Genomic DNA, 23,481 nt, shown 5'->3' with positions numbered 1-23,481 from the left:
GCAGCACCTTTTTATCATGGAACCTCGCTCACCCGCGGTCGCTCGGAACCGGTCGGCGAGCGGCGCGCACGAGACCACGGCCGAGCGCGCACGTCGCTCAGTCGGGGAGCAGCACCGAGAGTCCGAGGAACCCGACGACGCCGACCGCCGCCGCGGCGACGGCGATCGGGACGACCTCGACGCTGAGGGCGCGGCCCACCAGCGCGGTGGCGCCGGCCGCGGCGAGCGCGACGCCGGTCGCGCCGTGGTGGAAGCTCCCCGCGGTGGGCTGGTCGGCGATCGTCACCGCGTCGTCGTCGACGAAGGCGCGGACGCCCGCCCAGACGGACGCGAAGCGGACGCCGATCCCGAACGCGGCCGCGGCGATCGAGACGAACTCGATGTCGCCGATCGCGAGCATCCCGGCCCCGAACGCGGCCGCCGTCGACAGGACCGCGACGACCTTGCTCCTGTCGTCGACCGTGTGCAGCGTCTCGACGGCCGCGTCGTTCGACATACCCGTCGTAGTTCGCCCGACGGTGGTATAGGTTTCCATCGCCCCGACCCCGGCCGCCGGCCCCGGGCGAGCGCGGCGCCGCCCGTCCGCTCGACGGGGCGCGGTCGCGAGCCGAACGCGGGGCGTTTAACTGCCCCGGCCGAGACGACGTGGTATGCTAGACCGGATCGGGCTGGACCGGCGGGACCGACGGAACCTCCTCGTCGTGATGGGGGCCGTGGCAGTCGTGATGGCGGTTGTTTCGGAGGGAACGCCCGCGGTCCGACTGGCGGTCGGCGCGATCGCCGGCGTCATCAGCGGGGTCGTCTTCGTCGTCTCGACGGTCGTCATCAACCGGTACAAGCCCGCCCACTGGTAGGCGGCTCCGGCGGCCGGAGCGGTCCGCTCCGCGGGGCGTCGTCCGGTCCCGATTCGGGGCTGTTTTGTTCGACTATCTCGGAGGGTCGACCGTGAATATCGACGACCGGATCGAGCGACGACTCGGCTACGACGCCGGCATGAGCGTTCTCGCCGACTTCGAAGCCGTGTCTCCGGTCAGACACGTCGACTCGCCGGTCGGCCGCGGGCCGGCGATAGAGCGGCTCCTCGACGTGTTCGAGCCCGCCTTCTCCGGGTCGCTCCCGCCGAGCGTCTACGTGTACGGACCGAAGGGGAGCGGGAAGTCCGCGGTCGTCTCCGCGCTGTTCGACCGGCTCGCGAGCCACAGCGGCCCGCGTCGGGCGATCCAGACGACCACGCGGGCGGTCGAGCCGACGATCCCAGGGTTCGTCTACGTCGACGCGCGGAACGCCTCGACCCGGTTCCGACTGTACCACGCGATGCTGGCCGCGATGAGCGACGAACACGTCCCCGACCACGGGATCGGTACCGAAGACCTGGCCGACTCGCTGCGCGACGCGATGCGCACCGGGCCCGACCTCGTCGTCGCGGTCGACCACACGAACGAGGCCGAGACGCCGACCGCGGCGACGCTCGTCGACTGGCTCACCGACGTGGGCGAGCAGCTCACGCCGGCCTGTATCGGCCGCGACCCGCCGGACGCGGTCGACTGGGAGCCGGAGACCACCGTCGAGTTCGCGAAGTACCGCCGGCACGTGCTCGTCGAGCTGCTGACGAGCCGGTGTTCGACCGGGCTCGGCCGCGACGCGCTCAGCCACGACCAGATCCGCGAGATAGTCGAGTGGGCCGCGGGCGACGCCCACGACGCGCTCGCCGCCGTGATGGGCGCGGCGGTCAACGCGGAGCGGGCCGGCGCGTCGACGGTCAGGTCGGGCGACGTCGACGCCGGCACCGACGGGGTCCCGCGCCCCTGCGTGGCGCTGGGCCGCGTCCTCGCGCTGCCCGAGAGCCGCCAGCGGCTCCTCTACGAGCTCGCCGGGCTCACGGAGGAGGAGCGGTCGACCGTGGGAATGGCGACCGAGGCCATCGCGGGGCGCCCGGGCGTCGACCTGTCGGCGTCGACGGTGCGGCGCGTCCTCTACGAGCTGGCCGACGCCGGCCTGCTCGAACGGGTCACCGTCCACCGGAGCGACGGCAAGGGCCGGCCGCCGAGCCGGCTCGTGCCGCTGTTCCCGACGGTCGTCTTCCGCGAGCTGTTCGACCGCCGCGTCCGGACCGGGTAACGCCGCGCGACCCCTCGGCTGCGCTCCGCGCTCGCCTCGGGCGGGCGCTCCGCGTGCGGACGGCGCGCGGCCGCTCCGACCGCGCTCCGTTCGAACGGAAGACAGTTGTCGCCGAGCCGCCGACTCGGGGTATGGTCCCGCCACTCGCGCTCGACATCGACGGCACGCTGACGACGCCGACCGGCCGGATCGACCCGCGGGCCTTCGAGCTGCTGCCCGACTGGGACGCCCCGATAGTCTTCGCCACAGGGAAGGCGTTCCCCTACCCGGTCGCGCTCGCGCACTTCCTCGGCCGCGAGGAGACCGTTATCGCGGAGAACGGCGGCGTTGCGTACGTCGACGGCGAGACGACGGTCGTCGGCGACCCGGACGCCGCGCGGGCCGTCGTCGAGGCGTTCCGCGAGCGCGGCGGCGAGGTCGGGTGGGGGGACGGCGACACGGTGAACCGGTGGCGCGAGACGGAGGTGGCGTGCTCGCCCGATGCCGACGAGGCGCTCCTGCGGGAGGTCGCCGCGGCCGTCGACGACGTGGAGGTCGTCGACACCGGCTACGCCTACCACGTGAAGTCGACGGGCGTGAGCAAGGGGCGGGCGCTCGGCGTCGTCGCCGACGCGCTCGGGCTCGCCGCCGACGAGTTCGTCGCGGTCGGCGACAGCGAGAACGACGTCTCGACGTTCGGCGTCGCCGGCGAGTCGTACGCGGTGGCCAACGCGGACGACGCGGCCCGCGGGGCGGCCGACGAGGTGGTCTCGGAGGGGTTCATGGACGGGACGGCCTCGGTGCTCGCGGCGCTGCGCGAGCGCGCCGAGTAGCCGCGGTTACTCCCCGTACGGGTACCGCGCCGTCGCCCCGCACTCCGTACAGCGGACGACTACGCGGCCGGGCCGCGTCCGGACGCGGCTCGTCTTCCCGGGCCGGAGGTAGACGGCGCAGTCGTCGCAGGCGCGCCTGGAGAGCTCTGTCGGAATGCCGCAGCGGTTCCGCTCTGCGATCCGGCGGGCGCGGGCGACGTACTCGCGGGCGCGGTCGTACTCGTCGTCGACGACCGCCTCGCGGGCGAGGGCGAACAGCCGCTCGATCCGCTCCGCCGGGATGCCCATGTCACGGAGGGCGGCGCCCGACGGCAAAGAGGTTGTTATCCGGAGCGACCGCGGCGCCGCGACGCCGCGACGGCCCGCTCGGCCGGTCCGAGACGGCGCGACGGTCGCGACCCGCACGCTTTTTTATCGGTCCACCCCAACCGAGCGGTATGAAGGAATCCCTGATGGACGTGATCTGCTGTCCGCTCGACAAGGCGCCCCTCGAACTCGACGTCGACGACGAGGACGACGAGGAGGTGCTCGCGGGGACGCTCACCTGCACCGAGTGCGGCGAGACGTACCCCATCGAGGACGGGATCCCGAACCTCCTGCCGCCGGACATGCGCGAAGAGGCGGCGGCGTAGGGCCGGGCCGGGCGGGCGACGGTGGCGGTCCCCTGCCTCGAAACCCCTCGCTCGTGTGAATCTTTTTTTAGTACGGGGGCGTGGTCCCGACCGTGCCGACACTCGACGTCGAACTGAACGGGGAGGCGGTCCACGACATCGACGCGCCGGACTCGTTCGTCACCGACGGGCCGTTCCCGGTCGTGCTCGAGAACAGCGGGCGCTCGACGCACGTCCACCTCCACTTCGACGACGACCTCGACCGGGCGGCCGCGCTCGACGACGGCAACCACTTCGTCGCCGACGAGGCCACCCGCCGCGTCCACGTCTCGACGGCCGACGTCGACGAACCGGTCCGCGGCAAACTGAAGATCGTCACCGGCTACGGCTCGAACACGGCGTACGTCGACGTTCGGATCGACCCGTCGCCCGAGACCCCGAGCGAGTCGGTCGCGGTCGACGAGACCTTCTCGGCGCCCCCGGAGCGGCCCCCGGAGATCCCGCCCGGGCAGCGCGCGGTAAACGCGCTCGACCGCCTCGTCAGGAGCGGCGGGGTCGCGGGCGCGGTCTTCGGGCTCGTCGCGGTCGGCGCCGCGGTCGCGGTCGCGGTGGCCGTCGACAGCGCCCTCGTCTGGCTCGCGGTCGGACTCGCGCTGATGATCGCGTTCGGCGCCGCGCTGCTCGCCGTGACGTGAGGCGACGGGTGGCGGCTTCCCCGAGGCCGTCGCCGTCTCACGTCCCTCGTCTCGGTCGGGATCCGCGCGCTTTTAACCGTCCCGGCGGAACGAATCGCCATGAGCTTCGAGAAGGAAGACGAGGTCGTGCTCCACGACAAGCACAGCGAGTACGACGGCGAGTCGGGCACGATCACGCAGGTGATGGAGACGATGTTCGGCGACGCGACGTACACCGTCAGCTTCGAGGACGGTCAGGAGACGGGCGTCCCGGAGGACGCGCTCGACGCCGTCGAGAGCGAGGAGTAACGCCGCCCCCACCCCGTACCGCATGCCGAAAGTCCCCTTCCATTACGTCGACCTCCGCGCGTTCTCGTACGCCACGGAGGACGTCAAACGGGTCGAGCAGGCGCTCCGCTCGCTCCTGCCGGAGGACGTCGAACTTGACCGCGTCGAGAACGTCGGCCATCACGGGGACCGGATCGTCGTGCTCTCGGCCCGGGTCGAGCGGGCCGACGAGATGCGCCACGTCCTCGACCGGCTCTCCGAGTTGGAGGACCTCGACCGCGTCCTCGACGAGCTCGACGAGCGGGTTGACGACAACTGCGCGCTGTTCCTCCGCCTCGACAAGCAGGCGGCGTTCCGCGGCGACGTCAGGCTCGGACCGGGGGTCACCGTTCGCACGAAGGTCGAGGCGTACCCGGCCAAAAAGGAGAAGGCGGTCGCGAACGCCCGCGAGACCCTCTCGCGGCTGGCGGACGACGGCGGCGACTGATCGCCCCGCGCCCGCACCCGGCCGGTCGCGTGCCCGGTCCGCACCCGCGGCGTGACTTTTTCACCCGCCCCGTCGATGTCCGGCCATGAGCGATCCGTTCGTGGTCGTCGGGGCCGACGCGGCGGGGTTGAGCGCGGCCAGTAAGTTCCGACGCGAGGCGCCCGACCGCGAGGTCGTCGTCTTCGAGAAGGGCCGGTGGATCTCGTACGCCTACTGCGGGATGCCGTACTTCATCGCCGGCTACGTCGACCGCATGTCGAACCTGCTGTCGCTGTCGCCGAGCGAGGTCGACGAGCGCGGGATCGACCTCCAGCGGGGTCACGAGGTCGTCGCCGTCGACCCCGACGCGAAGCGCGTGACGGTCGAGACGGCCGACGGCGACCGCTTCGAGCGGGCGTACGGCGACCTGCTCGTCGCCACTGGAGCGCGCGCGACCACCGGCCCCTTCGACGTGCGCGGCGTCGACGGCGCGTTCACGCTCCACGACATGGACGCGGCCGCCGCCATCGACGCCTACGTCGCCGAGCCGGACGCCTACGACCCGGCCCGCGCCGACGTGAGCGCCGTCGACCGTGAGCGCGTCGACCGCAACGCCGCGATGCCGGCCCCCGAGACCGCGGCGGTCGTCGGCGGCGGGTACGTGGGCGTCGAGGTCGCCGAGGCGCTCACGGAGCGCGGGCTGGACGTCCACGTCTTCCACCGCTCCGGGCACCTCCTCTCGCCGTTCGGCGAGACCGTCGGGAACCGCGTCGAGGCGGCGCTCGAAGCCGAGGGCGTGACCGTCCACACGAACGCCCCGGTCGACGCGCTCGTCGGCGACGGTCGGATCGAGGCGATCGAGGTCGGAGCCGGCGGCGGCGAGGCGCCGGAGCGAGTCCCCGTCGACATGGCGGTCGTCGGCGTCGGGATCCGGCCGAACACCGACCTGCTCGACGGCACCGGCGTCGACCTCGGGCCCGGCGAGGCGATCCGGGTCGACGACCACGGCCGCACCAGCCTCCCGGACGTGTACGCCGCGGGCGACTGCGCGACCGCGCGCCACGCGGTGACCGGCGAGCCGGACTGGGTCCCGCTCGGCCTCACCGCGAACCGCGCCGGGCGCGCTATCGGGGCGACGGTCGCCGGCAACCCGACGCCGGTCGGCGACATCGCGGGCACCGCGGCGGTGAAGGCGTTCGACGCCGAGGCCGCCCGCGTCGGGATCTTGGACCGCGACGAGGCCGAGGCCGCCGGGTTCGACCCGGTGAGCGAGACGGTGACCGCGGGGTCGCGCTCCGGCTACTACCCGGGCGCGGCCGAGACGGACGTGACGCTCGTCGCCGACCGCGACACGGGGCGGCTGCTCGGCGGGAGCATCGTCGGCACTGACCGCGCGGCGGTCCGGATCGACACGCTCGCGACCGCCATCGAGGCGGACATGACCGTCTCCGAGGTCGAGCGGCTCGACCTCGCGTACGCGCCGCCGTTCAGCCCGGTGTGGGACCCGATACTCGTCGCCGCGAAGGTGCTGAACGGGACGCTCGACGACTGAGACGGCCCGAGTTCGATCCTACCGTGACGCGGCGATACGCGAGAGAAGGTACCCGATGACCGTCGACGCGGCGCCGACCGCGACCGCGACCGCGCCGGCGAGCGCGAGCGGGGCGGTGAACGCGGCGGTCGCCGGGCCGCCGGCGGTGAACGGGAGGACGTACGGCTCCGGCCCGAGTCCCCGGAGGAACGTCCCCGCGAACGGGCCGTACGTCAGGAGGATCGCCGGGAACGCGCCGCCCCCGGTCGCCGCGAACGCGACCGCGGCGACCGCCGTCACCGCGGCGAGGGCGCCGACGACCGCCGGGTCGCCGACGCCGACCGCGGCCGTCGCGTCGAAGGCCGCGTACGACAGCGCGAAGCCGACCGCGCTCCACACCGTCGCCCGCTCGAAGCCGGATTCGCCGAGGGCGATCCGACGCAACGTCGCGCGCCGGGAGGCGGCCGCGTCCGCCTCGCTCGCGTCGCTGCCGGTCATTCCGGGCGCGTCGCGCCCCGCCCCTCGCGGTCGGGGGTGAGGTTGCCGTGCTCGTCGATCTCGCCCGCGACGATCCGCGTCGAGGAGATGCGCTCGCCGTCCTCCGCCGCCACGTGGTCCACGACGACCAGGTCGAGCGGGTCGCGGCCGTGCTCGGCGCGGATATCGTTGATCCGCTCGCCGCCCGCCTTCGTCTCGGGGGACACGATCAGCGCGTCGAACTCCGGCTCGACGGCGATGCCGGTCGGCTCCGTCAGCTCGCGGATCTCGTAGTCGCGGCCGTGCGCCTCGGCGCGGGGGGCCAGCTCCGCCTCGAGGTCGCGCTCGCGTCGGTCGTAGGGGCGGACGTACCGCTCGACGTGTCGGGTCTCCGGCGCCAGCTCGTCGGAGGTGAGCCCGACGGTGACGTCACCCAGCTCGAACGCCCGTTCGAACAGCTTGCGGTGGCCGTCGTGAACGGGATCGAACGTACCCCCCAGCGCGACGTTCATGCCTCTCCGTTACGCGGGTCGAACTTAAATGGTCCCGAACCGCCGCCGGCTCAGTTCGACGGCTCGTCGCCGCCGTCGTCCGCGTCCGCGTCGCCGACGGGCTCGCCGTCGCCGTCCACGGAGATCTGGACGGGCTCGGTGTCGCCGTCGGGCGACTCGCCGCCGAGCCGGCGGTCGAGGTTGAAGACGGCGTTCAGCTCCGCCTGGACGTCGCCGACGACGCCGCGGACGAGGTCGCTCGGCGCGATGGCCTCGTACTCGTAGGGGTTGTTGCCCGCCCCCTCGGCCTTCCGCTTGTCGCGCTCGACGGTGCCCTCGTCGTGGAGCTCGGCGAGCGCCTCGCGGACGGTGCTCGGGTACAATCCCGTGCCGTCGGCGACCTCGTCGCTCGTGCTGTGGGGGTTGTCGCGCAGGTAGACGTAGATGCGGGCCCGGGTCTCGGTGTCGAGCAGCCACGCGAGCAGGTCGACGACGTTGTCGTCGAACCCCTTCACCGCCCTGTCGGCGCCCTCGCCGAGCCGCTCCTTCGTCTTCCGCAGCTCCTCGCGGGTCCGCTCCGTCGGGGACTCCTCTGCGTCGTCGCCCGGTTCGGAGGGTGAATCGTTCGCGGTCATGGCGGAGAGTGGGAGCTACGCGGCCAAAAGGGTTTCTCGTCGCTTTCGTTCCGACGGAACGCCGGGAGCGCGTCTCGGGGCTTTCGGCCCCGGTGTCAGGGGATGACGACGGCGTCAGGGACTCACGAGGAGGTCCGCGCGCAGCGCGTCGGCGCCCGACTCCTCGCGGATCCGGCGCTGGCGCGCGGCGCCGCTCTCGGCCTCGTACACCTCGCGGATACCGTCGATCCCGAGCCGGTCGCACTCGGCGTCGACCACCTCGCCCAGCGGGGTCGTCCCCTCGCCGTCGCGGTCGACAAACGCGGCGTCGTGTCCGTGCCGGATCGCCCGCCACTTGTTCTCGTCGAGCAGTTCCCGGCGCAGCGACGCGGGCGACTCGCCGTCCTCGTACCGCTCGGCGTAGTCGACGACCAGCGCCCGGACGTACTCGGCGAGCGCGAGGGACACGTCGGGGTCGCGCTGGGCGTCCGGCGCCCGCACCTCGACCGTGCCGTGACCCGTGTGGGGGCGCACGTCGAACCACAGTTCGCCGCGGTCGGCGATGGAGTCGGTCTCGACCATCCGGCGCTCGTACCGCCGGAACGCGTCGAAGTCCTCGAACGCCGACGGGATACCGGTGTTCGGGAGGTTCTCGAACACCTTCGCGCGGGCCGAGGCGAGCCCGGTGTCGAACCCGTTCCAGAACGGCGAATTGGCCGACAGCGCGAGCAGCACGGGACAGTGCCACCGCAGGCGGTTCGCGACCCAGACGGCCTTGTCCGCGTCGTCGACGCCGACGTGGACGTGGAGCCCCGCGGTCGTGTTCCGGTGTTGGGGGTACTGGATTCGGTCCAGTTGGGCCTGGTACCGGGGCTTCTCGACGTGGTCGAGCTCGCGCCACTTCGCCGCCGGGTGGAGGCCGGCGGCCGCGATCCGATAGCCGTCCGCGGCGGCGTGGTCGACGAGCGCCTCGCGGACCGTTTCGAGCGCGTCCGCGGCGTCCGCGGGGTCCGCCATCGTCTCGGTTTGGGCCTCTATCGTGCACTCGAACAGCTCGTGGTCGAACCCCTCCGGCACCGCCGCCGGCGGGTCGCGGCCGTACACGAGGTCGTCCGTCCCTGACGTGGGGTAGCCGTCGGCATCGACGATGTAGAACTCCTCCTCGATGCCGAGCGTCCCCATCCGGGAGAACGCGTCCCGCGAACCGAGTTCCATTACGCCCCCGTTCCGCCCGCGCGGTCTTATATCGATTGGAACCCGAAACGGAGGCCAGGTGTCGCGAGCGGCCACACCAGCACGAGCCGTCGCGGTGGCGCGTGCCTGCGAGCGGCCGCCTCCGGCGGTCGCGAGACAGCACGCGCGAGGGAGTCGGTCGCCGAGCGAAGCGACGGCGACCGACGAGGCTGGGGAGGCGTGAGGTGCGGTGCCGTGCGGGGCGGGACTCGAAGGGGCAGTCGAGAGGAGCCCGTAGGCGACGCAAGCACCGGAACGAGAGAGCGGTAGCGACCGAGTGAGGAGCGCAGCGAGCGTACGGGCTCCTCGCGACTGGGGCTTTGGAGGTCTCCTCGGCAGCAGCGGCCGCGTCTCGCCGAGTAGCTGGGTCTTTGGAGGCATCCCCCGGCGATTCACAGTCAGACATTTATCAACGCGCGGTGGCAACGCGGCCGCTCTCCGTTCCAAAACTGATTGCGAAAAGTGAAGCAGCCACACCGTACGTCGCATATCGAAAACGAGTCGGCGGCGCGCCGTCACGCGCCCGGTTCCCCCCGCGCCGCGTCGGCCCCGTTCAGCCGAGGACGTAGCGGAGCTTCGGGAACCGCTCGACGAGCGCCTGCCCGCCGACCTCGATCCGCTCGATGTAGGCGTCCAGTCCGAGGACGCGGCCCGCGCCGAAGGCGGCGACGGTGAGGAATACCATCGCGTACACCAGCGTCGAGTCGAACAGCGCGAGCGCCTCGCCGCTCCACCCGCCGAGGTAGAACAGCGTCATCTGGATCGCGCCGCCGAGCGCGGCCAGTCGGACGAACGCGCCCGCGACGAGCGCCGCGCCGATGAGCACCTGCGTGACCGGAACGATCACGTTGACGACCTCCATCAGCGCCGGGCTCGACGCCATCGCCCCGTACAGCCCGCTGACCGGGCTCGCCGGGTTGATGTTCGCGAGGTAGCCCGCGGCGTCGAACGGCCACTCGGAGACCTTCCCGAGGCCGGCGAACAGGATCATCCCGCCGATGGTCGCCCGGAGCAGGACGATGAACAGCGCCGACAGCGAGTGCGCCTTCCCCAACAGGGTGATTCCGCCAATCTCGCCGCCGAACTCGTTCGTGGTTTTGGTGGACATAGTGTCTCTCCTCGGTTACCGATACGCCGGTTCCCCGTATAAAGCGACGAGCGGGTTCCCTCCCGGCGGGACGGATCCGGGCCGTTCCCCGCATCGGCGGGGTCTTTAAATACTCCGTGCCGAACGCTATCGGTCCCGGGCGCTCTCCGACCCGCTCACCACGCCTCGCCGCTCGCGAGGTCCACATCGCCGTCGCCCTTCTCCGAGGGGCAGACGTCGGCGAGCACGCAGTCGGCGCAGTCGGGGTTGATCGCGGTACACGTCGCGCGACCGTGGTCGATCATGAGGTGCGTGAACTGCTGCCAGTCGCTCTCGGGGACCACGTCGAGCAGGTCCTGTTCGATCGCTTCCGGACGCTCCTCCTCGGTGATCCCCAGCCGCCGCGTGAGCCGCTGGACGTGGGTGTCGACGACGATGCCCTCGACCACGTCGTGGCCGTGCTGGAGGACGACGTTCGCGGTCTTGCGGCCGACGCCCGCGAGGTCGGTCAGGTCCGACATCGTGTCCGGCACCTCACCGCCGTGCTGCTCCGCGATGTCCGCGCACGCGGAGCGGATGTACTTCGCCTTGTTGTTGTAGTAGGTAATCGAGTTTATCGCCTCCGCGAGCTCTTCTTGGGGGGCGTTCGCGTACTCCTCGGGCGTCTCGTACGTCTCGAACAGGTCGGCGCACACCGAGTTCACGCGCTCGTCGGTGCACTGCGCCGAGAGGATGACCGCGATCAGCAGCTCCAGCCGGTTCGAGTAGTTGAGCGAGATGGTCGAGTCCGGGTACTCCTCGTACAGCCGGTCGAGGACCTCGGCGACCTGTTCCTCCCGCGCATCGCGTGGCGTTCCCATACGGATCCCCTCCGCCCGGGCGACATTGAACGATCCGACTGCGCCCCTCGTCCGCGGGGCGAGCCGTCGCTCGGCCGCCGGGTCTCGGCCGCCGGGCCTCGACCGAGTAGTAAGACAGTTACCACCCGGCGCGCTGGATGGCGTATGGACGTACTCGACGTCGCGGCGCGCGCGACCGAGACGGGGCCCGTGTGCGACGCCTGTCTCGGCCGGCTCGTCGCCGACCGGAGCTTCGGGCTGTCGAACGCCGACCGCGGCTCGGCGCTCCGGGTGTCGCTCGCGCTGCGCGACGACGAGGACCACGAGGCGGTCGACACCGCGGACTGCTGGGTGTGCGAGGGGCGCTGCGCCGAGTTCGACGACTGGGCCGCCCGCGCCGCCGAGGCGGTCGAGGGGATCGAGTTCGACACGTACAACGTGGGCACGCGCCCGCCGCCGCTGATCGAGGAGAACGAGGCCCTGCTCCGCGCCGACGCCGGCCTCGACGAGGACGCGGGCGAGCCGTTCAAGTCGGAGTTCAACCGCGAGGTCGGCAAGCGGGTCGGGCGGACCACGGGCGCCGAGGTCTCCTTCGACCGCCCGGACGTCCAGTTCACGATCGACCTGGCCGAAGACGAGATAGACGCGAAGGTGAACTCCACGTTCGTCTACGGCCGGTATCGGAAGCTAGAGCGCGACATCCCCCAGACCGAGTGGCCCTGCCGCGAGTGTAAGGGCTCCGGGCGGCAGGGCGCCGACCCCTGCGACCACTGCGGCGGCTCCGGCTACCTCTACGACGACAGCGTCGAGGAGTACACCGCGCCGATCGTCGAGGACGTGATGGACGGGACCGAGGCGACGTTCCACGGCGCGGGCCGCGAGGACGTCGACGCCCTCATGCTCGGCACCGGCCGCCCGTTCGTGATCGAGGTCGAGGAGCCGCGCCGGCGCCGGGTCGACACCGACCGCCTCCAGTCGGACATCAACGCGTTCGCCGACGGTGCGGTCGAGGTCGAGGGGCTCCGGCTCGCGACCTACGACATGGTCGAGCGCGTGAAGGAGCACGACGCCGGGAAGCGGTACCGCGCGCAGGTGGCGTTCGACGCCGACGTCGACGCCGACGCGCTCGCCGCCGCGGTCGCGGAGCTGGAGGGGGCGACCGTCGAGCAGTACACGCCGAACCGCGTCGACCACCGCCGCGCGAGCATCACCCGCGAGCGCGACGTGTACGAGGCGACCGCCGAACTCGACGACCCGCGGCGCGCGACGGTCGAGATCAGCGGCGAGGGCGGGCTCTACATCAAGGAGCTGATCTCCGGCGACGAAGGACGCACCGAGCCGAGCCTCGCCGGCCTGCTCGGCGTCGGCGCCGAGGTGACCGCGCTCGACGTGCTCGCGGTGGAGGGCGAGGCGGAGCCGTTCGAGGACGAGGCGTTCTTCCGGGAGTAGCGCGCCCGCGTCTCGGGTCGCGACCTCCCGGGTCCGGCCCCGCAGCGCACCGCCTCGGACCGTGACGGTCGCGGAACCAACGGGATTTATCTGACGAGCGTCAGACGTTCGCACATGGACAGGAGCGACGCCGACGGTGGAAACGCCCGCGAGGGCGGGACGCGAAACGGCGGGGCACGCGGCGGGTCGGGCGGTTCGGTCGGGACCGGGGGCGCCGGCCACGCGGCCGAGCCCGCGGTCGGCGACCCCGTCATCCGGCCCGCGGTCGACGAGGCGGGCGAGGTCCTGGCCGCCGCCGACGTGTCGCTGAACGGCGCCGACCGCGCGGACCGCCCCGACCGGGTCTCCTCGGTCCTCGTCGCCGTCGGCCCCGGCCCGCACTCTGGCGCGACCGTCGACGTGGCGCGGGAAATCGCGTCGGAGACCGACTCGTGGCTCGAACTGTTCCACGTCGTCCCCTCGGACGCGGCGCTCGCCGACGCCGGACCCGACGAGGACGCCTCCGGCACGGTCGTCGCCGCAAGCGACGCGGACGACACCGACTACGCGGCGGCCGGCGAGCGGCTCCTCGACGCGGCCGAGGACAGGCTCGGCGGGTTCGACCGCGCGGACAGATGGCTCGTCGAGGACCGGACCGCGGCGGGCGCGATCGTCGAGCAGTCGGCGTACTACGACCTCGTCGTCGTCGGCGCGCCGACCACCGGGACCGTCGGCCGCTTCGTCTTCGGCTCCACGACCGACACCGTCATCGGCGACGCCGAGGTCCCCGTGGTCGTCGTCGAGGCCGACGGGTCGCGGGCGCTCGACCCGGCGTAGGGGCTGATCCGCTCTGCCGTCGGCGTCGCTTCTCCGCTCTCGGTCGCCTCTCCTCGTGTTCTTCCGCGTTCACGGCGCGTGGTACCGCTTCCCGTCACGGCGACAGCGTTAAATTAGTGTACATACTTGTACATCACAACGCGGAATACTACATCGGTGGACACAATGAATCTCAACGACACGGTCGAGCGCGTGACGGACGGGGAGGATCTGACCGTAGCCGAGGCGCGCGAGGCCGCGCGGCTGGTCTTCGAGGAGGCGACGGACGCCCAGATCGGGGCGCTGCTGGCCGCGCTCCGGACGAAGGGCGAGACCGAGGCCGAGATCGCCGGCTTCGCGCAGGGGATGCGCGACGCGGCGCGCACGATCGAGCCCGACCGCGAGCCGCTCGTCGACACCTGCGGCACCGGTGGCGACGACTACGACACGATCAACGTGTCGACGACCGCCGCGATCGTCGCCGCGGGGGCCGGGGTGCCGATCGCGAAGCACGGCAACTACTCCGTCTCCTCGTCGTCGGGGAGCGCGGACGTGCTGGAGGTCGCCGGCGCCGACGTGGAGGCCGAACCGCCAGCCGTCGAGGCGGCGATCGAGGCGGACGGGATCGGCTTCATGCTCGCGCCGGTCTTCCACCCGGCGATGAAGGCCGTCATCGGCCCCCGGAAGGAGCTCGGCATGCGGACGATATTCAACGTCCTCGGGCCGCTCACGAACCCCGCGGGCGCCGACGCGCAGGTGCTCGGCGTCTACGACCCCAACCTCGTGCCCGTCATCGCGCGCTCGCTCGCGCACATGCCCGTCGAGCGCGCCCTCGTCGTCCACGGCGCCGGGATGGACGAGATCGGCATCCACGACGAGACGGTCGCCGCCGAGGTCGACGGCGAGGACGTGACCGAGTTCACCATCGCGCCGGAGGACCTCGGGCTCGACCGGGCCCCGATCGACGCGGTCGCCGGCGGCGGTCCGGAGGAGAACGCGGCGGACCTGCGCGGGATCGTCGACGGCTCCGTCACGGGCCCGAAGCGCGACCTGATCCTGGCGAACGCGGGCGCGGCGATCTACGTCGCCGGCGAGGCCGACACGCTCGCTGCGGGCGTCGAGCGGGCGGCCGAGGCGATCGACTCCGGCGCGGCCGCCGAGAAGTTCGCGGCGCTCTGCGGCGACGGCGAGCCGGTCGACGGCGGGCTCGGCGCGACCGCGGAGGACGACGACTGATGGCCCGGGTGAAGATCTGCGGGCTCACCGACGAGGCCGACCTCCGCGCCGCGGTCGACGCGGGCGCCGACGCGGTCGGCGTGATCACGGAGGTCCCGGTCGACTCGCCGCGCGAGGTCGACCCGGCGACGGCGGCCGAGCTGCTCGCCGCCGTGCCCCCGTTCGTCACCGCGACGCTCGTGACGATGCCCGACTCCGCCGAGCGCGCGGTCGAGCTGGCCCGGACGGTCGCCCCCGACGCGATCCAGCTCCACGGCGAGTGGACGCTCGACGAGCTGCGGTACGTCCGCGCGGAGACGGAGCGGAAGGTGCTGCTCACGGTCGACGCCGACGACCCGGCCCGCGCGGAGGAGCTGGACGGCGCGGTCGACGCGCTGGTCGTCGACTCCACCGACGACTCGGGCGCGGGCGGGACGGGCGAGACGCACGACTGGCGCGCGACCGGCGACCTCGCCGCCCGGCTCACGACCCCGGTCGTGCTGGCGGGCGGGCTCACGGCCGACAACGTCGCCGAGGCGGTCCGCGTCGCCGACCCCTTCGCGGTCGACGTCGCCTCGGGCGTCGAGATCGAGGGCGGCCGGAAGGACCACAACGCGGTCGCCCGCTTCGTCGCGAACGCGGGCCGGGAGATGGAGCTGGCATGAGCGACGCGCCCCCGCTGAACCGGACGAAGGCCGAGTTCGTCGACCTCGCGGCCGACGCCGAGCGGCCGGTCGTGGTCCGCGCGTCGGCCGCGCTCGACGCCGACGTGCCCCCCCTGGGCGCGTACGCGACCCTCGTCGGCGAGGGGCCGTACGGCTTCCTGCTGGAGTCCGGCGAGAAGGTCGCCTCCAGCGACCCCGACGGCGCGTTCACCGCGGGCGGGAAGGCGGACCGGCACGCCCGCTACTCGTTCGTCGGCTACGACCCCGAGGCGATCGTCTCGGTCCACCCCGACCGCACCGAGGTGACCGAGCTGGGACCGGCCGCCGAGTTCGTCGGCGCTGGCGCGGGTGCGACCGACGGCGACCTCGGACCCGCCGCGGGCGACGCGGTCGACCGCGTCCGCGCGGCGTTCCCGGACGTGAGCCTGCGCGGCTTCCCGGACACCGATCGGCAGATCCTCTCGGGCGGGTTCGTCGGGTTCCTCGCGTACGAGGCGGTGTACGACCTCTGGCTGGAGGAGGTCGGCGTCGAGCGCCCCGAGACGGAGTTCCCCGACGCCGAGTTCGCGCTCACGACCCGGACCGTCGTCTTCGACGAGAAGGAGGGCGGCGCCGAGCTGGTGTTCACGCCCGTGATCGGCGTCGACGACGACCCCGCCGCCGTCTACGACGACCTCGTCGCGGAGGCGGAGCGGGTCGCGGCCGAACTGCGCGAGGCCGCGCCGCCCGACCCGGACGGGGTCCGCGTGCGCGAGGAGTCCGCGGACCCGCGCGAGGAGTACGAGGAGGCCGTCCGGACCGCCAAGCGACACGTCCTCGACGGCGACATCTATCAGGGCGTGATCTCGCGCAGTCGCGAGCTCCGCGGCGAGGTCGACTCGCTCGGGCTGTACGCGGCGCTCCGCGACGTGAACCCCTCGCCGTACATGTACGTGCTCCGGCACGATGACCGGACCGTCGTCGGCGCGAGCCCGGAGACGCTCGTGTCGGTCCAGGGCGACCGCGTCGTCTCGAACCCGATCGCCGGCACTTGCCCGCGCGGCACGAGCCCGGTCGAGGACCGGCGGCTCGCGGGCGAGATGCTCGCGGACGGCAAGGAGCGCGCCGAGCACACGATGCTCGTCGACCTCGCGCGCAACGACGTGCGGCGCGTCTCCGAGCCGGGCTCCGTCCGTGTCGAGGAGTTCATGAACGTGCTGAAGTACAGCCACGTCCAGCACATCGAGTCGACCGTGACCGGGACGCTCGCGGCCGACGCCGACGCGTTCGACGCGACGCGCGCGACGTTCCCGGCCGGGACGCTCACCGGCGCGCCGAAGGTGCGCGCGATGGAGATCATCGACGACCTGGAGACGACCCCGCGGGAGGCGTACGGCGGCGGCGTCGGCTACTACTCGTGGACCGGCGACGCGGACTTCGCGATCGTCATCCGGACCGCGACGCTCGACGAGTCGGGCGACGAGTCCGTCGTCGGCGTGCGCGCCGGCGCTGGCCTCGTCGCCGACTCCGACCCCGCGGCCGAGTACGAGGAGACCGAACAGAAGATGGACGGCGTGTTGACCGCGATCGACCGCATCCGCGAGGACGAAGCGCGGGACGGCGACGCCGACTCGGCGGCGCCCGCCGAGGGCGACGACGGGCCGCTCGCCACCGGCACGGAGGCCGAGCGATGAAGGTCGCCGTCGTCGACAACTTCGACTCGTTCACCTACAACCTCGTCGAGTACGTCTCCGACCAGACGATCGGCGGGGAGCCGGTCGCCGTCGACGTGTTCAAGAACACGGCGTCGCTCGACGAGATCGAGTCGGCCGAGCCCGACGCCGTGATCATCAGTCCGGGGCCCGGCCACCCGAAGAACGACCGCGACGTGGGCGTGACGATGTCGGTGCTCCGCGACCTCTCGCCGTCGGTGCCGACGCTCGGCGTCTGTCTCGGCTTGGAGGCCGCGGTCTACGAGTACGGCGGGACCGTCGGGCACGCCCCCGAGCCCGTCCACGGCAAGGCGTTCCCCGTCGACCACGACGGGGAGGGCGTGTTCCGCGGGCTCGACCAGGGATTCCGCGCCGGCCGTTACCACTCGCTGGCGGCCACCGAAGTCCCCGAGGCGTTCGACGTCACGGCCACCACGGACCACGACGGCGAGTCGATCGTGATGGGGATCTGCCACCGCGAGCACCCGATCGAGGCGGTCCAGTTCCACCCGGAGAGCGTGTTGACCGGGTCGGGCCACGACCTCATCCGGAACTTCCTCACCGCCGTCTGAGCGCCCCCTGGGTCAGGCGTCTCCGCCTTCCTCGTCGCCCCCTCCGCCGTCGCGGCTATCCGCGTCGTCACCCTGCCCTCCCTCTCCGTTCTCGTCCTCGGCCGGTTCGCCGTCGTCGTCGAGCCCGCGGCCGGCGAGCCCGACGAGGTGGCCGACCTCGGCGAGGACGATCTCGTCGACGCCGAGCCGGACCGCGTTCTCCGATCCCGGGAGACAGAACACCGGCGTGGCGGAGACGACGCCGGCGACGGCGCGCGAGCCGATGGTCCGCGTGCCGATCTCCTCGTAGGAGAGCCGGCGGAACAGCTCGCCGAACCCGGGGAGCCGCTTCGCGAACAGGCCGCGGACCGCCTCCGGCGTCACGTCGTCGGGCGTGACGCCCGTCCCGCCGGTCGTCACCACCACGTCGGTGTCCTTCCGGCGAGCGAGGCGGTCGACGGTGCCCTGAACGCTGTCGTAGTCGTCCGGGATCAGTTCGCGGACCGACACCTCGTGGCCCGCCTCCTCGAACGCCGTCTCGACGTAGTCGCCGGCCGGGTCCTCGTCCGCGCCCCGCGACGAGGACACCGTGACGACCGCGACCGCGACCGAGTCCGCGTCGTGGTGGTGATGGTCGTGGTCACCGTGATCGTGGCCGTGGCTGTGGTCATCGTGGCCGTGCTGGCCACTGTGGTCATCGTGACTGTGGCCGTGGCCATCGTGACCGTCTCCAGAATGGTCGCCGTCGTGGCTATCGTCGCCGTGGTCGGTCATACGTCCGCCTTCGGCGCCCGCGTCAAAACACCTCCCGGTCTCGTCAGGGCCAGTCGTCGCGCGCCCGCTCCTCGGGCGCCTCGTCGTCCGGCTCGCCCGTCGCGAGCGTCCACCCCGCGGCCTCGGCGGCGTCCTCGACCTGGAGGAACTCCCACCCGGTCGCCTCGGCGACGGCCGCGTCCTCGTCGTCGACGCCGACGAAGACGTGCCGGTCCGTGTCGAACTGTCCGCTGATGTTCTCTAAGCTCTCCTCGACGCCGCGCGGGCCGGAGAAGAAGTCCTGTCGCACGCGGTGTTTCCGCGTGAAGTTCGTGACGACGTAGGTGGGCTTCTCGCTGACGACCCCGACGTACTCCGTCCACTGCCGGGCGTTGTTGAACACCGCGTTGGGGTCCGCGAGCGCTTTCAGCGCCTCCAACTCGAACGCCAGCGTCATGTCTGTGGATCCGCCGCTGTCCATGCGCCCCGCTTGCCGCCCGCCGGCGAAAACAACTTCGCTTCCGCGTAGCCCGCCGGCCGCTCACCCCGAGACGGCCGCCGTCACCGCGACCGGACCAGGTAGTAGTCGGTGAACTTCACCACGTCGCCGTCGTCGAGGTCGCCGGTCTCGGGCGCCGTCCACGGCTCGCCCGCCAGCTCCCGCACGACGCCCTGCTCGTCGTCGTCCAGTTCGTCGTAGTGGCGGACGCGCGCGTCCGACGGGACGCGGCCGGTGCGGCGGAGCCGCAGCCGTCGCCCGGTGTCTCTGAGTGACATGTGATACCGTATAACACGATTAATCATAAGCGTTTCGCGGCGGCCGTCGTCCCGACCGGGGCCACGGGCTCGGCGAGCCCGCCGTAGACGCCTCACTCGCCGGGGAGTCGGCCTTCCCGGCGCGACAGCGTGAGCGTGACCGCCGTGCCGCGGGGCTCCGCGTCCGCGACGGCCGCCGAGCCGCCCGACTGCTGTACGACCCAGTAGACGAGCCAAAGGCCGAGGCCGCTGCCGTGGTACAGCGCGTCGACCGCGGCGCCGTCGACGAGCACGTCTCGGTTCATGTCGCTCAGTCCCGGCCCGTCGTCGGCGACGCGGACCGCGACCGAGTCGTCGCTCGTCTCGACCGACACCTCGACCGTCGGTCGGTCCCGGTCGTGGTGAACGATCGCGTTCCGGATCAGCTCGTCCACCGCCCGCGAGAGCCACGTCGTCGCGGACGCGACCGCGATCCCGTCGTCCGGCACCGAGACGTCGACGGTCGCGCTCGGGAACTCGTCGGCCGCCGCGGCCGCCACCTGTCGGACGATCCGGCCGACGTCGACGCGCTCCGTCTCCGCCCCGTCGCTCAGTATCTCGGTGATGTGATGGGCCTTCTCGCTGGTCTCTAAGAGGTCGTCGGCCCGGGAGACGACGTACTCCGCGGCGGCGGCCGGGTCGGCGTCGCCAGCCGCGATCTGCTGTGCGCGCCCCCTGACGACCGTCAGCGCGTTCCGGAGGTTGTGCTGGAGGACGCGGTCGACGACCCGCAGTTGTCGCGCGCGGTTCTCGCTGTCTGTCACGTCCCGGAGCACGCCGACCACGCCGGCGGGCGCCTCGCCGTCGGGACTGTCGAGCGGGTAGTACCGGACGTCGAACGTCCGCTTCCCGCGGGTCGGGTGGGTCCGCGTCGTCCGGTACTCGACGGACTCGCCGCGGAGCGCCCGCTCCACCTGTCTCTCGACGCGCTCGTAGCTCCCCTCCGGGACGACGTCGGCGAGCGTCAGATCCGTCACGTCGCGGTCGCCGATCCCGTGGTACTCCCGGTACTGCGGGTTGGCGAACAGCAGCCGCCCGTCGCGGTCGACCGCGGCGATGAGGTCCGTCGCCCCGTTGATGGCGCGCTCGTACCGTTCCAGCTCCCGCTCCCGGCGCTTGCGGTCGGTGACGTTCCGGCAGATGGCGAAGGTCCCGGCCAGTTCGCTGTCGGCGTCGTAGTACGGGTACCGCTGCGTGCTGAACGTCGCCTCGCGGCCGCTCGTCGGGAACTCGGGCGAGACCTCGTACTCGACCGTCTCCTCGCGTTCGAGCACCTCCCGCCGGCGCTCGTCTATCTCGGCCGCGGCCGCCGGATCCATGAGCGCGAACTCGTCGGTGCCGTACAGCGCCTCGCGGTCGACGCCCGCGAACTCGCTCACGGCCTCGTTCAGCAGTTCGAACTCGCCGTCGCGGTTCTGGAGGAGCACCGGGTCGTCGAGCCGTTCGACGATGTCCCGGTACTGCTTCAGCCGCCCCGTGGCGGCCTTCCGCTCCGTGATGTCCGTCTGAATGGCGACGAACCGCGACACCTCCCCGTCGTCGTCGACCACGGGCGCGATCGTCTGGTGGGCGTGATACGGCTCGCCGTCGCGGCGTCGGTCGACTATCTCCTCCTCCCACACCTCGCCGTCCAGCAGGGTCGCCCACAGCGCGTCGAAGTACTCGTCGGGCATCTCGCCGGAGTTGAGTATCGCCGGGGTCTCGCCCAGGGCCTCCTCCGGCTCGTAGCCGGTGTGCTCGGTGAACGCCGGGTTGACGTACTCGATCGTTCCGTCTGTGTCGGTGACGTAAATCGCGTGGCCGGCGTGTTCGACGAGGTTGCGGAACGTCTCCGCCCGCCGGCCGCCGACCTCCTCGACGCCGTCACGGAAGATCCCAGTGTACACCGGATCGCGGCCGTCACGGTCCGCCTCGTCGCCACCGTCGCCTCCCTCCCCGCCGGGAACGTGTTCGTGGAAGCGCACGGAGAACGTCACCGTGTGGCCGTCGGCGTGGCGGATCGGCACCGAAACGCTCCCGCTCTCGTCGAGTCCCTCGACCCGCGCGATCCGCTCCCGAGCCGACTCAGCCCCCGCGTCGCCGGCGTCTGACGCGATGATGGACGCGAGTTCGCGTCCCTGTAGCTCGTTCGGCTCGTAGCCGAACGCCGACGCGGCCGCCGGGTTCGCGTGGACGATCACTCCCTCGCCGTCGACGGAGATGACCGGGTCCGAACACTCCGCGACGAAGGAGGCGAAGAAGTCCCCGTCGGGAAGTCGTCCAGCGTTCATGAGCGGAGAGTACGCCTCGCGGGCGAAAAGGTAGTCGGACGCGGCGTCGCGTTCTACTGCTCCGTCGTCGCCGCGAGGTCGTCGACGGAGAACCCGGGCTCCATGAGGAGGTCGGTCTGTCCGCTCACGTCGCGGCCCTCGCGCATCAGCTGCTTGAACGCGGACTGCGGCGAGAGGTCGCCGATGAGCACGCCGCCGACGACCTTGCCGTCCTTCAGCGCGACGCGGCGCCACTCGCCGTCGCCGGTGGTCGCCTCCACCGACTCCTCGCCGAGCGTCGGGTGACCGAACGAGAGGAACGGGAAGTCGAAGTGCGTGATCGAGTACGAGGAGACCCACTTGAACGCCTCGCTGCCGTAGTCGAGCATGTTGCGGGCCGCGATGGACCCCTGCTCTTTCGCGGAGCCCCACGAGCCGTTCTTCGCGCGCTCGCCGAGGATGAGGTCGTTGAACGTGGTGATGTCGCCCGCGGCGAACACGTTGTCGACGTTGGTGCGCATAAACTCGTCGACGACGATGCCGTCGTCGAGCTCAAGCGGCGTGTCCTCGACGAGCTCGGTGTTGAAGTTCAGGCCGATGGCGACGCCGGCGAAGTCGCACTCGTAGCGCTCGCCGTTCGGGTCGACCGCGGCCTCGACGTGGCCCTCGTCGTCGACCTCGAAGCGGTCGACGCCGGAGTCGAAGACCGGCTCGACGCCGCGCTCGCGCATCGCCTCGTGCATGATCTCCGCGCCCTCCTCGGAGAGCGCGTAGCGCCACCAGCAGTCGCCGCGCATGAGGTACTTCGCCTCGACGCCCTGCGCGCCGCAGATGGCCGCGAAGTCGATGCCGAGGAGGCCGGCGCCGACGATGACGCCCTTCTCGGCGCCCTCCACGCTCTCTTTGATGTTGCGGGCGTCCTGGAACGTCCAGAAGTGGTGGATCCCGTCGGCGTCGGCGTTCTCGACCGGGAGCTGCTGGGGCGTGCCGCCGATGGCGAGCAGGAGGGAGTCGTACTCGAAGGTCTCCCCCTCGTGGGTGTGAACCGCGTCGTTCTCCACGTCGATGTCGACGACGACCGTGTTCAGCCGGAGGTCGACGTCGTGCTCGTCGTACCAGTCCTCTTGGTGGATCGAGATCGGGGCCTCGGGCAGCTTCCCCTTCGCGTACTCCTTGATCAGAATCCGGTTGTAGAGGGACTCACCCTCGTCCGTGAGAACCGTGATCTCGGCGTCGGGCGCTTCCTCGCGGAGCGTCTCGGCCGCGGACGCGCCCGCGATACCGTCACCGATGATCACGTACGAATCGCTCATGTCCGGCCGTTCGGATTCATGGTTAATGTGGGTTGTCATCCGCGTCCGAACCCGTGATACGGCCACGCATACCCGCCGAAAACCACCTACTCGGGGGCGCTCGCGGGCGACAGTTCGCCGCGGCTCAGTGGTCGGCGCCGGCCGGCTCCGCGGGGAAGTCCTTCTCGCCGGCCTCGATCGCCACGTCGAGCCAGTTCTCCGTCGGGACGAGCGGGCACTCGTAGGCGTGGTTGTACGCGCACGTCGGGTTGTACGCGAGGTTGAAGTCCACAACCCACTCGCCGTCGACGCGGTCGCGGTCGGGCTCTAAGTCGAGGTACCGGCCCGCGCCGTACGTCTCGTCGCCGCTCGTCGCGTCGCGGAACGGCACCCAGAACCGGTCCGCGCCGTCTGCCGGCCGATACGCCTGGAGCGTCGCCGCCTCGCCGTCGACCTCGAAGCGGAACTCCCCCCACCGGCGGTACGTCTGTTCGCCCTCGGCCGTCGTCTCGACGGTCACCGTCTCCTTCTCGTCGTGCTCGTGAAGAGGGAGGACGAACCGGTACGCCGGGTCCGGGTCGTAGTACGCCAGTCCGGGGAACCCGTCGCCCCGCATCGAGACCGGCAGCGGCGACCGCGCCGACTCGCGGAACTGTCGGGTCTTCGCCTCCCGCTGCGCCTCCACCTGTGCCGCCCAGTCGTCGGTCGCCTCGTCCGTGTCCATGTCTGCGACAATATTGTTTGCTGAGCGCAATAACAGTTCCGCGGCGGGGCCTGCGTCGCAC

28 protein-coding genes are annotated in these 23,481 nt (G+C 71.9%); 14 read left to right on the top strand and 14 right to left on the bottom strand.

Annotation, left to right across the window (positions count from 1 at the left end; genetic code table 11):
- Nucleotides 1–97: 97 nt before the first annotated feature.
- Nucleotides 98–496: a hypothetical protein gene (locus HPS36_RS00695; RefSeq protein ID WP_173228118.1), complete on the bottom strand. Its 399-nt coding sequence runs from the start codon at nt 494–496 to the stop codon at nt 98–100.
- Nucleotides 497–650: 154 nt separating this feature from the next.
- On the opposite strand from HPS36_RS00695, the gene HPS36_RS00690 reads away from it, so the two are divergent.
- The 3 genes from HPS36_RS00690 to HPS36_RS00680 all read left to right on the top strand — a co-directional run bounded on the left by HPS36_RS00690 (nt 651) and on the right by HPS36_RS00680 (nt 2,930).
- Nucleotides 651–854, top strand: coding sequence for a hypothetical protein (locus HPS36_RS00690; protein WP_121562145.1), 204 nt, complete (start codon nt 651–653; stop codon nt 852–854).
- Nucleotides 855–945: 91 nt separating this feature from the next.
- Nucleotides 946–2,118: a Cdc6/Cdc18 family protein gene (locus HPS36_RS00685; RefSeq protein WP_173228117.1), complete on the top strand. Its 1,173-nt coding sequence runs from the start codon at nt 946–948 to the stop codon at nt 2,116–2,118.
- A 131-nt stretch (nt 2,119–2,249) separates the two neighbouring features.
- Nucleotides 2,250–2,930 (top strand): HAD-IIB family hydrolase, encoded by a 681-nt coding sequence (locus HPS36_RS00680; RefSeq protein WP_173228116.1) that lies wholly within the window; start codon nt 2,250–2,252, stop codon nt 2,928–2,930.
- A 6-nt stretch (nt 2,931–2,936) separates the two neighbouring features.
- On the opposite strand, the gene HPS36_RS00675 is transcribed toward HPS36_RS00680, so the two are convergent.
- Complete coding sequence (locus HPS36_RS00675; RefSeq protein WP_173228115.1) at nt 2,937–3,218, bottom strand: ribonuclease P protein component 4; 282 nt, start codon at nt 3,216–3,218, stop codon at nt 2,937–2,939.
- 149 nt (nt 3,219–3,367) lie between these two features.
- On the opposite strand from HPS36_RS00675, the gene HPS36_RS00670 reads away from it, so the two are divergent.
- The 5 genes from HPS36_RS00670 to HPS36_RS00650 all read left to right on the top strand — a co-directional run bounded on the left by HPS36_RS00670 (nt 3,368) and on the right by HPS36_RS00650 (nt 6,521).
- Complete coding sequence (locus HPS36_RS00670) at nt 3,368–3,562, top strand: methytransferase partner Trm112 (protein ID WP_173228114.1); 195 nt, start codon at nt 3,368–3,370, stop codon at nt 3,560–3,562.
- A 92-nt stretch (nt 3,563–3,654) separates the two neighbouring features.
- Entirely contained in the window at nt 3,655–4,236 is a 582-nt protein-coding gene (locus tag HPS36_RS00665; protein WP_173228113.1) for a DUF7524 family protein, read from the top strand.
- Between the two features lie 99 nt (nt 4,237–4,335).
- Entirely contained in the window at nt 4,336–4,524 is a 189-nt protein-coding gene (locus HPS36_RS00660) for a hypothetical protein (RefSeq protein WP_006113388.1), read from the top strand.
- Nucleotides 4,525–4,546: 22 nt separating this feature from the next.
- The gene (locus HPS36_RS00655; RefSeq protein WP_173228112.1) at nt 4,547–4,990 is read left to right on the top strand and encodes an RNA-binding protein; all 444 of its coding nucleotides are present in this window, start codon (nt 4,547–4,549) and stop codon (nt 4,988–4,990) included.
- A gap of 85 nt (nt 4,991–5,075) precedes the next feature.
- Nucleotides 5,076–6,521 carry an FAD-dependent oxidoreductase gene (locus HPS36_RS00650; RefSeq protein ID WP_173228111.1) on the top strand — a complete coding sequence of 482 codons (1,446 nt, stop codon included), beginning with the start codon at nt 5,076–5,078 and terminating at the stop codon, nt 6,519–6,521.
- 18 nt (nt 6,522–6,539) lie between these two features.
- Here the strand turns inward: HPS36_RS00650 and HPS36_RS00645 are convergent, their stop codons facing one another.
- The 6 genes from HPS36_RS00645 to nth all read right to left on the bottom strand — a co-directional run bounded on the left by HPS36_RS00645 (nt 6,540) and on the right by nth (nt 11,262).
- On the bottom strand, nt 6,540–6,998 hold the full coding sequence (locus tag HPS36_RS00645) for a hypothetical protein (RefSeq protein ID WP_173228110.1): 459 nt from the start codon (nt 6,996–6,998) through the stop codon (nt 6,540–6,542).
- The gene (locus tag HPS36_RS00640; protein ID WP_173228109.1) at nt 6,995–7,489 is read right to left on the bottom strand and encodes a phosphopantetheine adenylyltransferase; all 495 of its coding nucleotides are present in this window, start codon (nt 7,487–7,489) and stop codon (nt 6,995–6,997) included. Before HPS36_RS00640 ends, HPS36_RS00645 begins: the two co-directional genes overlap by 4 nt.
- A 50-nt stretch (nt 7,490–7,539) precedes the next feature.
- Complete coding sequence (locus HPS36_RS00635) at nt 7,540–8,103, bottom strand: winged helix-turn-helix domain-containing protein (RefSeq protein ID WP_137715601.1); 564 nt, start codon at nt 8,101–8,103, stop codon at nt 7,540–7,542.
- Between the two features lie 114 nt (nt 8,104–8,217).
- Nucleotides 8,218–9,297, bottom strand: a complete 1,080-nt coding sequence (locus HPS36_RS00630) for a glutamate--cysteine ligase (RefSeq protein ID WP_173228108.1) — start codon at nt 9,295–9,297, stop codon at nt 8,218–8,220.
- A 571-nt stretch (nt 9,298–9,868) separates the two neighbouring features.
- Nucleotides 9,869–10,423 carry a DoxX family protein gene (locus HPS36_RS00625; protein ID WP_173228107.1) on the bottom strand — a complete coding sequence of 185 codons (555 nt, stop codon included), beginning with the start codon at nt 10,421–10,423 and terminating at the stop codon, nt 9,869–9,871.
- Between the two features lie 155 nt (nt 10,424–10,578).
- Nucleotides 10,579–11,262, bottom strand: coding sequence for an endonuclease III (nth, locus tag HPS36_RS00620; protein WP_173228106.1), 684 nt, complete (start codon nt 11,260–11,262; stop codon nt 10,579–10,581).
- Between the two features lie 144 nt (nt 11,263–11,406).
- Here nth and HPS36_RS00615 point away from each other — a divergent pair, with 144 nt between their 5' ends.
- From HPS36_RS00615 to trpG, 6 genes are all read left to right on the top strand, one after another.
- On the top strand, nt 11,407–12,690 hold the full coding sequence (locus HPS36_RS00615; RefSeq protein ID WP_173228105.1) for a tRNA pseudouridine(54/55) synthase Pus10: 1,284 nt from the start codon (nt 11,407–11,409) through the stop codon (nt 12,688–12,690).
- Between the two features lie 114 nt (nt 12,691–12,804).
- Nucleotides 12,805–13,506 carry a universal stress protein gene (locus tag HPS36_RS00610; protein ID WP_173228104.1) on the top strand — a complete coding sequence of 234 codons (702 nt, stop codon included), beginning with the start codon at nt 12,805–12,807 and terminating at the stop codon, nt 13,504–13,506.
- A gap of 165 nt (nt 13,507–13,671) precedes the next feature.
- Complete coding sequence (trpD, locus tag HPS36_RS00605) at nt 13,672–14,721, top strand: anthranilate phosphoribosyltransferase (RefSeq protein WP_173228103.1); 1,050 nt, start codon at nt 13,672–13,674, stop codon at nt 14,719–14,721.
- A complete protein-coding gene (locus HPS36_RS00600; RefSeq protein ID WP_121562162.1) occupies nt 14,721–15,365 on the top strand; it encodes a phosphoribosylanthranilate isomerase in 645 nt (214 codons plus the stop codon). Before trpD ends, HPS36_RS00600 begins: the two co-directional genes overlap by 1 nt.
- On the top strand, nt 15,362–17,038 hold the full coding sequence (gene trpE / locus HPS36_RS00595) for an anthranilate synthase component I (protein ID WP_173228102.1): 1,677 nt from the start codon (nt 15,362–15,364) through the stop codon (nt 17,036–17,038). The genes HPS36_RS00600 and trpE overlap by 4 nt, the downstream gene beginning before the upstream one ends.
- Nucleotides 17,035–17,628 (top strand): anthranilate synthase component II, encoded by a 594-nt coding sequence (trpG, locus tag HPS36_RS00590; RefSeq protein ID WP_173228101.1) that lies wholly within the window; start codon nt 17,035–17,037, stop codon nt 17,626–17,628. Before trpE ends, trpG begins: the two co-directional genes overlap by 4 nt.
- Nucleotides 17,629–17,640: 12 nt before the next feature.
- On the opposite strand, the gene HPS36_RS00585 is transcribed toward trpG, so the two are convergent.
- From HPS36_RS00585 to HPS36_RS00560, 6 genes are all read right to left on the bottom strand, one after another.
- Complete coding sequence (locus tag HPS36_RS00585; RefSeq protein WP_173228100.1) at nt 17,641–18,381, bottom strand: MogA/MoaB family molybdenum cofactor biosynthesis protein; 741 nt, start codon at nt 18,379–18,381, stop codon at nt 17,641–17,643.
- 43 nt (nt 18,382–18,424) lie between these two features.
- Nucleotides 18,425–18,841, bottom strand: coding sequence for a DUF7124 domain-containing protein (locus HPS36_RS00580; protein WP_173228099.1), 417 nt, complete (start codon nt 18,839–18,841; stop codon nt 18,425–18,427).
- 80 nt (nt 18,842–18,921) lie between these two features.
- Nucleotides 18,922–19,137 (bottom strand): hypothetical protein, encoded by a 216-nt coding sequence (locus HPS36_RS00575; protein WP_233559299.1) that lies wholly within the window; start codon nt 19,135–19,137, stop codon nt 18,922–18,924.
- Nucleotides 19,138–19,229: 92 nt separating this feature from the next.
- On the bottom strand, nt 19,230–21,425 hold the full coding sequence (locus HPS36_RS00570) for a PAS domain S-box protein (protein ID WP_173228098.1): 2,196 nt from the start codon (nt 21,423–21,425) through the stop codon (nt 19,230–19,232).
- 53 nt (nt 21,426–21,478) lie between these two features.
- On the bottom strand, nt 21,479–22,717 hold the full coding sequence (locus tag HPS36_RS00565) for an NAD(P)/FAD-dependent oxidoreductase (RefSeq protein WP_173228097.1): 1,239 nt from the start codon (nt 22,715–22,717) through the stop codon (nt 21,479–21,481).
- Between the two features lie 124 nt (nt 22,718–22,841).
- Nucleotides 22,842–23,420: a DUF1684 domain-containing protein gene (locus HPS36_RS00560; RefSeq protein WP_173228096.1), complete on the bottom strand. Its 579-nt coding sequence runs from the start codon at nt 23,418–23,420 to the stop codon at nt 22,842–22,844.
- Nucleotides 23,421–23,481 lie beyond the last annotated feature (61 nt).

The organism is Halorubrum salinarum, assembly GCF_013267195.1.
Classification (GTDB): domain Archaea; phylum Halobacteriota; class Halobacteria; order Halobacteriales; family Haloferacaceae; genus Halorubrum; species Halorubrum salinarum.
This window is presented reverse-complemented; position numbering and strand designations above follow the sequence as displayed.